We start from the raw sequence: 6832 nt of genomic DNA on the forward strand, positions 1-6832 counted from the left end.
GGGCCAGTTTGCTTGACTTGATAAAAACGAGTGCCGTCGAATCGATAAAGACCTTGCCCTGTTCCCCACCACATATTACCATCTTTATCTTGAAACATACTTTGAACACAACAATTTAGGCCATCGGCTGGCGTGAAAACCTTAAATGCTTTTGGGTTTGGTAAAGGAATCGAAGGGTCGAATCGGGTGGTGTTACCTCGTGCTGTTACCCAAATAATGCCCGACTCTTCTACGTAAATCCCCCAAAATTCGGTGCCGCCTAATCCATCTTTGGAGGTGTATTCGGTGAAAGTTTTGTCCGAGGGGTCATATTTACAAATGCCGTTTTTCATCGTAAACCACATATTTCCAGCTTTATCTTGTGCTAAACCGCCAGCATAATTCCCTCCCAAAGTTACTTTTTCGGCAATATTCGTAATTGTTTTTCCGTCGAAACAAAAGACACCTCTATCCGAAGAAGCAAACCAAATGTTTCCATCTTTGTCTTCCATGATGCCTGCAATATTTAGTTTACCCAACTCTTCGAAAAAGGAAAAACTTTTTCTGCCTTCGTTATCTGCCACTGGGTCATATCGGTAAACTCCTCCATGAGTACCTACCCAAATATTGCCCGATTTATCAACTAAAATGCCTTTTCGAGTTATATCTACATGATTTAGTCCATCTTTTTGATTATAATTTTTGAAGGTTTTACCATCATATTTATAAACTCCTTGGTCAGTTCCAAACCACATATTTCCGTCTTTATCTTCATTAATAGCATAAACCGTTTGGTTATAAAAACCCTCGGGATTTGAAAAATAAGTCAAAGTTGATACACTCGTGCTGAGCGAAGTCGAAGCATTATATTTTACAACTCCATCGCCTAGCGTACCAAACCATAAATTTCCTTTTGAATCCTGAAAAATACTCCTGATGTACTGACTAACCAATGTTGTGTCAAAATCAGGGACTAAAGCAGCAGGCTTAAAGTTTCTGATTATTTTAGGAATCGGTTTTGATTCGTTTGATTTCACTTGTCCGTTACACGAAGTGCAAAAAGCAGCTATCACGAACAAAGCGTAAATTTGAATGTATTTCATCATTTATTTTCTCAACAACCACCTTTGCGTGGCGGACGGTTATAGATTATTTTACTATCTCGTTCTACATAGTCGCCCGAAACAATTGGATAAGTGTACTTAGGGGCGTGCGATACAAAATGACTTTTGACAAGTATTTTGTCGTTGACTTTCAGGCTTTGCAATTGTTGAAATTCGTTAGACTTTAGCGGTCCAAAACTGAGAATAAAATCCTCACCGTTTATATTGGCCATCACTCCAAATCCTACTCTTGAGCCTTCAGGAAGCGAAAGAGAGGTGATAACCGCCTCCATATTGGTAAAAGTACTTATCTGTTTTCTTATTTTTGCTTCGCTGGCATACACTTTTTTACCTGCATCGGATGCTTCCCATTTTTTGAACATTACACCATCTGGCGATGCCTCCCATTGTTTCCTTACAGCTTTCATTTCAGCAGCGGTAGGGGGCTTTGGAGGCGTTTTTTTAGGAGTTTCGTTTTTAATTTCACGATTGGCAAATACCAGTCCGCCTACCACAACCAGAGGCAAGAGCAGCACATAAATGAGTTTTTTCATAATTTTTGTATGTTTAATTAATAATGTGATTGCGTTGTAGAGACAAGGCATGCCTTGTCTCTATGCGTGACAATATCTGATTTGTTTTTTTAATTATCGGACACTACATTTCCTTTTAAAGTTTATGCAGTAAAAGTACGTTGAACTAATCATCAGATTTTCGACAAATCTACTGGCTTGAAAGCATAAAATTGCTAAAAGCCTTGTAAATAGACTGTAAACGACTTGTAAAATGATTGTAAAAGCAATTATTTGTGGTGCAGATTGTTTATTTTTGTTTATGAAATCAAAAATTCTTCCTTTTTTCATCGTAGGTTGTTTACTTTTTACGATTGTTTCGTTTGTGGCAGAGAAATCGGATAAGAGCGATTTTGAAGCGGCAAAGGAGATAATCATCATGCGTGAAATTTCCAACCGAGTACTACGTTACACGGGCGATACCACCTCGACGGTGTTGCCTATCAATCGTTTGGCTGAAAATGAGTTTGAGATTCCGTTTGAAAGTAGCTTTACGTTCAAGCCCGATTCGTTGGTGCGTATCATCGACAGAGTAATTTCGAGTAATGATTTACCACGTAATTACATCGTGAATGTTATCGAATGTAATACCTCAAAAGTAATTTTTGGCTATGCAGTTTTAGGCGTAAATCAAAAAAATATTGTGCCGTGCTTGGGGCGTCAGCAACCCAGCAAACGGTATTGTATCAATATAAAATTTGAAGAATCAAGCTGGATTAGTAAGCATCTCTACTTGTTGGGGCTTGGTTTGCTCGGTGTCGGGCTAATCGCTTTTGTTGCTCAACGATTCAGAAAAACAGACCTTCCTGCGAAAGAAATTATTGAAGAACCTTCGGTAAATAAAGCCACGATTAAAATTGGGCAGTACGAGTTTTTGCCCGAAGAATTATTGTTGGTATTTGAATCGGAGAAAATCCCGCTCACCATCAAAGAGGCTAAACTGCTGAGCATTTTTGCGAGCAACCTCAACCAAATCGTTGACCGTAATCGCCTACAAAAAGAGGTTTGGGAAGATGAGGGCGTAATTGTAGGCCGAAGTCTGGATATGTTTATCTCGAAACTCCGCAAGAAACTGGAGCAAGACCCTGCCGTAAAGCTCACCAATATTCATGGCAAAGGCTACAAACTGGAGGTCTGACAGCTCACCACACTTATATTTTCGTTGGTTTGAGCGGCTTCTTTTCCCCACTCAGCAATGGCTTTAAGTAGCGGAATAAGTGTTTTCCCGAAGTCGGTCAATTCGTATTCTACTTTCAATGGTGGTTTGGATGTATAAACCGTACGGATAATCAGTCCATCGGCTTCTAATTCTTTGAGTTGTAAACTCAGCGTTCGTTCCGTAACCATCGGTAATTCTTTCCTTAATTCATTGTATCGCTTTTTTTGAAGCAAATGAATCAAAATAACCGACTTCCATTTCCCGCCTATATACTTCATCGTCAGGCTCGTACTACACGGATATTCTTTGTTGTCTATCAAATACATTTTATACTATACATTTTGACCGTTATTGCAAAGTTAATCTACTATACTTAGTTTTGCAACTATAAAAATGATAGTTTAATTTAAACCAAAAGAAAATGGATTTTTTAGCGTTGGCTGAAAGCCGCTACACTACTAAAAAGTATAACCCGAATGAGAAAATTTCGGAAGAGAAAATTAATCAACTCATGGAGGTTTTGCGTTTAAGCCCTTCATCAATTAATAGTCAACCGTGGAAATTTACAATGATTTCTGACGAAAAACTCAAAAACGAATTGGCAAGTGTTTCGTTTTTCAACGAACCAAAAATCAAAGATGCAAGCCACGTGGTAGTTTTCAGTGCGATTGATGATGTGGAGAAATTCGAGCAGCAAATCAAGCAAAATTTGCCCGAAGGAGCGGTAGGGTATTTCAATCAGTTTATCAAGCCAAAACCCGAAGCCGAAATCAAGGCTTGGTTTGGGCATCAGGTGTATCTTTCGTTAGGTTTTTTCTTGTCGGCGTGTGCAGCCTTAGGCATTGATTCGACACCAATGGAAGGAATCAAAACCGAAGAATATGACAAAATTTTGAAGATTGAAGGTTATACAACGCTTTTTGCAGTAGCCATTGGATACAGAGCTGCCGAAGATACCAACCAGCCTTCTGTGAAGCCAAAGACTCGCTTGGCTTTAGAAAATGTGGTAGAATTGGTGTAGATGAAAAAGCACCATAGATGCTAAATACTTCCTTAGTCAATGTATCAAATAAAGTTACATCATGCCGCCATATGCTTCGGTGTGATGTGCTTTTTTTCGACTACTACAAATATTACATGGCTCTACCACTATTTATCGTTGGATTTCGATGAGTTAAGAATATGCTCAAAATCTTCTTTCGTAGTAAAATATTCAAGCAATAAAATCAAGATTATCATATTGAGCGTCGTGACTTTCTGCATGATAGGCAAGTAAGTAAAACTTCCCGAACCGTAGAGATATAATGTAAAATAAAAAATCAGCATACTCATAACGCACAAAACTTTGAAGCCATGCAGCTTTGATTTGAGGATAAAAACCGTGATATAAAAAATGCTTAGGAGAAATAATGTACTGGCTATCGTAACCATGACGTCGTGCAGCGGAGTAACGATTAGAAACATAAAAATCATTCCGCCCGCTCCCGCATATTTTATGACGTTTGCGGCACTTTTTTGTGGAATTTTCTCCGAGAACCTCATAAAAAATATCGCAAAACTCACCGCAAGCATAATCATTCCTGCATCTGCCCAATATCTTGCTGGGTTGTCAGAGCCATTCACAGCTTTTGCCCCAAAAAGATTACTGATAAAGTTTTTTGTTAGGTCGAAGCCAACCGAGTTTTTATCGAACATCGAGCCGCCAGGGTAAACCATCATGGCGATGAAAAGCAACAATAATGAAGCCGTGATTCCTATCAGAACAAAGTACTTTTTTAGCATCTAAGTTTTATTCAGTTTTTTAGGGGCTGAACAATGTAAATTTAAATTTTTGAAGATGCTACAACAAACGTAGATGTATAAACGGAATAAACTATATCCTAACGGAATAAATCTGCGAAATCTGACATGCCCCAAACAGGCGAGGCATGCCAGATTTAGCCACAATAAGGCTACTTGAATGTATAAAATACGCCGAAGTTTGTGTTATTGGTCAGTGAACCATTTAGATTAATAATCGTTGCACCTTCTATTCGATTAAAAAGTAAACTTGCTGAACCAAACCCCGCACTTATCATAAAATGATTGGTGATTGGATACATAAATCTTAGAGGTGAAGCATAGATGCTGATATTAAAACCCTGAGTTTCGCCAAAAATACCTTGAGCGGAACCTCCAATGTATGGGGCAAGGTAGAGCTTATCAATGATTTTGACGAATTTCCCACGCTCAATGGCTGGCCCAACCATAACTATATTAGGGTTGTCTACCTTATTGGATACAACAAAGAAACTTCCACCATAGGCCCAGTACGTATTATCGCTTTTGATTTTTCCGTACAAAAGAGAGCTTCCAATAGAGGTAGCTGTAAGGCTGCTTGAACTGATGATGTTTGCTGATAATGAGCCGTTTATGATTTTTCGGCCTGCCAAATCTTGTCCAAAAGTTGTGAGAGACAATAAAAGGAATAATCCTGCGAGGATGTTGTGTTTTTTCATTGGATGGTAGATTTAAATTAATTATTATTAAAAAGTTGGTAATACGTATTAAGTGAATTGTTGTGTTTGATAATGAAAATTTGGCAATCCATTCGCTGAAAATTTCAACGAATAGATTGCTATTTTAAATTTTATTTCGCCAAACCAGCTTCGGCAACTAAAGTAAGCAAAGCTGCTTGAATGGCTTTATGACCTTCAAAATCGTACCACCATTCGTTGAGCGAGTGAGCGTTGCCGCTTTTGCCACCTCGGCCAATCGTAACGGCTGGAATTCCTTTTGAAATCGGAATATTTGAATTGGTTGAACCACGAGTGATTTGGGGAGTTTCGCCAAAAAATGAAGAAACTGCCATCGTTTTTTGAATCAATGGAAGAGTTTCGGGTAATTCACCTGATGGACGGTCGCCGATTTTTACAATATCCACCGTTAGGGCTGGGCCCATGCGTTTCATGGCGTTGTGTTCGTCGAGAGCTTTTTTTACTGAAGCCTTCAAAATAGCATCGACTTGGTTGAGGTTGTCAGGAAACTCCGAACGCATATCAATTTCCATCCAAGATTCAAACGCAATCGAATTCACCGACGTTCCGCCACCGATACGGCCTACATTGTAGCTGGTTCTGGCACCCGATTTGGTGTATTTATCGGCCGCAGTAGAGAAATAATGAATAGCAGAACCCAAAGCGTGCTGTGGATTTGCCAAGCCAAATGCTCCCCACGAGTGTCCGCCCGGCCCACGGAAAGTGATTCGGTAGCGATATGAACCAAGCCCCATGGTATTTACTCGGCTGATTTCTCCGCCATCGACCGCAATCCAAGAATCTATTTTTCGGCCTTCTCCATTGAACAGGTATTTTACGCCACGTAAATCGCCAAGTCCTTCTTCGCCGACAGTTCCGATAAATAAAACATCGGCTTGAGTTTCGATTTTTGCGGCTTCCATTGCTCTCAGAATAGAAGGCAGTAAAATCAAACCACGAGTATTATCGCCAATGCCAGGGGCGTAAAGCGTATCGCCTTTGAATTTTACTTTTACATCAGTTTCGATGGGAAAAACGGTGTCGAGGTGGGCATCAAAACCCACGCAACGGTTGGAGTTTTTGCCTCTGCGTAGGGCTATTACATTACCAACTTTATCAATCCAGACCGAATCGGCTCCTGCTTCTTTGAGCATAGCCGCAAAACGAGCCGCTCTTTTCTCTTCCTTATATGGCGGAGCAGGAATTTCGTTGAGCATAATTAGGTTTTCTCGGTTTCGCTTATTTTCTGATAAAATGACCTGAAAAGCGGCTTGAATTTGCTTGTTTTGAGCCAATTGGGCAATTTCTTTCTGATACTCAGGAGCAATTTTGCCAGTTTTGCCCGCTTCATCTTCTTGCGAAAAGGCGTTCTCGAACGAGGCAAAGAATACACACAAAACAATGCTTATACTTAAAGATATTTTCATAGATGTTTAGTTTATTGAAAGTGAACGCCAATTTAGTGATTTTTCAGCAAGTAGTTGTTAGGATTTTTGGTTTTTG

General features: G+C 39.6%; 8 protein-coding genes. 2 read left to right on the forward strand and 6 right to left on the reverse strand.

Annotation, left to right across the window (positions count from 1 at the left end):
* Together ACOVO2_RS14020 and ACOVO2_RS14025 are read right to left on the reverse strand one after the other, a co-directional pair.
* On the reverse strand, positions 1-1085 hold a 1085-nt coding region (locus ACOVO2_RS14020), incomplete at its 3' end, for a ligand-binding sensor domain-containing protein (protein ID WP_421770580.1).
* Between the two features lie 8 nt (positions 1086-1093).
* Positions 1094-1636, reverse strand: a complete 543-nt coding sequence (locus tag ACOVO2_RS14025; RefSeq protein WP_421770581.1) for a hypothetical protein — start codon at positions 1634-1636, stop codon at positions 1094-1096.
* 232 nt (positions 1637-1868) lie between these two features.
* Between ACOVO2_RS14025 and ACOVO2_RS14030 the strand changes: the two genes are divergently transcribed.
* Complete coding sequence (locus tag ACOVO2_RS14030) at positions 1869-2792, forward strand: winged helix-turn-helix domain-containing protein (protein ID WP_421770582.1); 924 nt, start codon at positions 1869-1871, stop codon at positions 2790-2792.
* Here ACOVO2_RS14030 and ACOVO2_RS14035 read toward each other — a convergent pair.
* Positions 2774-3139: a winged helix-turn-helix transcriptional regulator gene (locus ACOVO2_RS14035; RefSeq protein ID WP_421770583.1), complete on the reverse strand. Its 366-nt coding sequence runs from the start codon at positions 3137-3139 to the stop codon at positions 2774-2776. The two genes, ACOVO2_RS14030 and ACOVO2_RS14035, sit on opposite strands and share 19 nt — an antisense overlap.
* Positions 3140-3234: 95 nt before the next feature.
* Between ACOVO2_RS14035 and ACOVO2_RS14040 the strand changes: the two genes are divergently transcribed.
* Positions 3235-3834: an NAD(P)H-dependent oxidoreductase gene (locus tag ACOVO2_RS14040; protein ID WP_421770584.1), complete on the forward strand. Its 600-nt coding sequence runs from the start codon at positions 3235-3237 to the stop codon at positions 3832-3834.
* Positions 3835-3962: 128 nt separating this feature from the next.
* Here ACOVO2_RS14040 and ACOVO2_RS14045 read toward each other — a convergent pair whose 3' ends face one another.
* From ACOVO2_RS14045 to ACOVO2_RS14055, 3 genes are all read right to left on the reverse strand, one after another.
* Complete coding sequence (locus ACOVO2_RS14045; RefSeq protein WP_421770585.1) at positions 3963-4595, reverse strand: hypothetical protein; 633 nt, start codon at positions 4593-4595, stop codon at positions 3963-3965.
* Between the two features lie 170 nt (positions 4596-4765).
* Positions 4766-5311 carry a hypothetical protein gene (locus ACOVO2_RS14050; RefSeq protein ID WP_421770586.1) on the reverse strand — a complete coding sequence of 182 codons (546 nt, stop codon included), beginning with the start codon at positions 5309-5311 and terminating at the stop codon, positions 4766-4768.
* 131 nt (positions 5312-5442) lie between these two features.
* Positions 5443-6756 carry a M20/M25/M40 family metallo-hydrolase gene (locus ACOVO2_RS14055; protein WP_421770587.1) on the reverse strand — a complete coding sequence of 438 codons (1314 nt, stop codon included), beginning with the start codon at positions 6754-6756 and terminating at the stop codon, positions 5443-5445.
* Positions 6757-6832: the final 76 nt, after the last annotated feature.

Origin of the sequence: Emticicia sp., assembly GCF_049241225.1 — a bacterium.
In the GTDB taxonomy this organism is placed as follows: Bacteria; Bacteroidota; Bacteroidia; order Cytophagales; family Spirosomataceae; genus Emticicia.

Excerpts from the sequence above, each read along its gene's own strand:
- ACOVO2_RS14025 (WP_421770581.1), bottom strand. The coding sequence starts at position 1,636 with ATGAAAAAACTCATTTATGTGCTGCTCTTGCCTCTGGTTGTGGTAGGC.
- ACOVO2_RS14035 (WP_421770583.1), bottom strand. The coding sequence starts at position 3,139 with ATGTATTTGATAGACAACAAAGAATATCCGTGTAGTACGAGCCTGACG.
- ACOVO2_RS14030 (WP_421770582.1), top strand. The coding sequence starts at position 1,869 with ATGATTGTAAAAGCAATTATTTGTGGTGCAGATTGTTTATTTTTGTTT.
- ACOVO2_RS14055 (WP_421770587.1), bottom strand. The coding sequence starts at position 6,756 with ATGAAAATATCTTTAAGTATAAGCATTGTTTTGTGTGTATTCTTTGCC.
- ACOVO2_RS14045 (WP_421770585.1), bottom strand. The coding sequence starts at position 4,595 with ATGCTAAAAAAGTACTTTGTTCTGATAGGAATCACGGCTTCATTATTG.
- ACOVO2_RS14050 (WP_421770586.1), bottom strand. The coding sequence starts at position 5,311 with ATGAAAAAACACAACATCCTCGCAGGATTATTCCTTTTATTGTCTCTC.
- ACOVO2_RS14040 (WP_421770584.1), top strand. The coding sequence starts at position 3,235 with ATGGATTTTTTAGCGTTGGCTGAAAGCCGCTACACTACTAAAAAGTAT.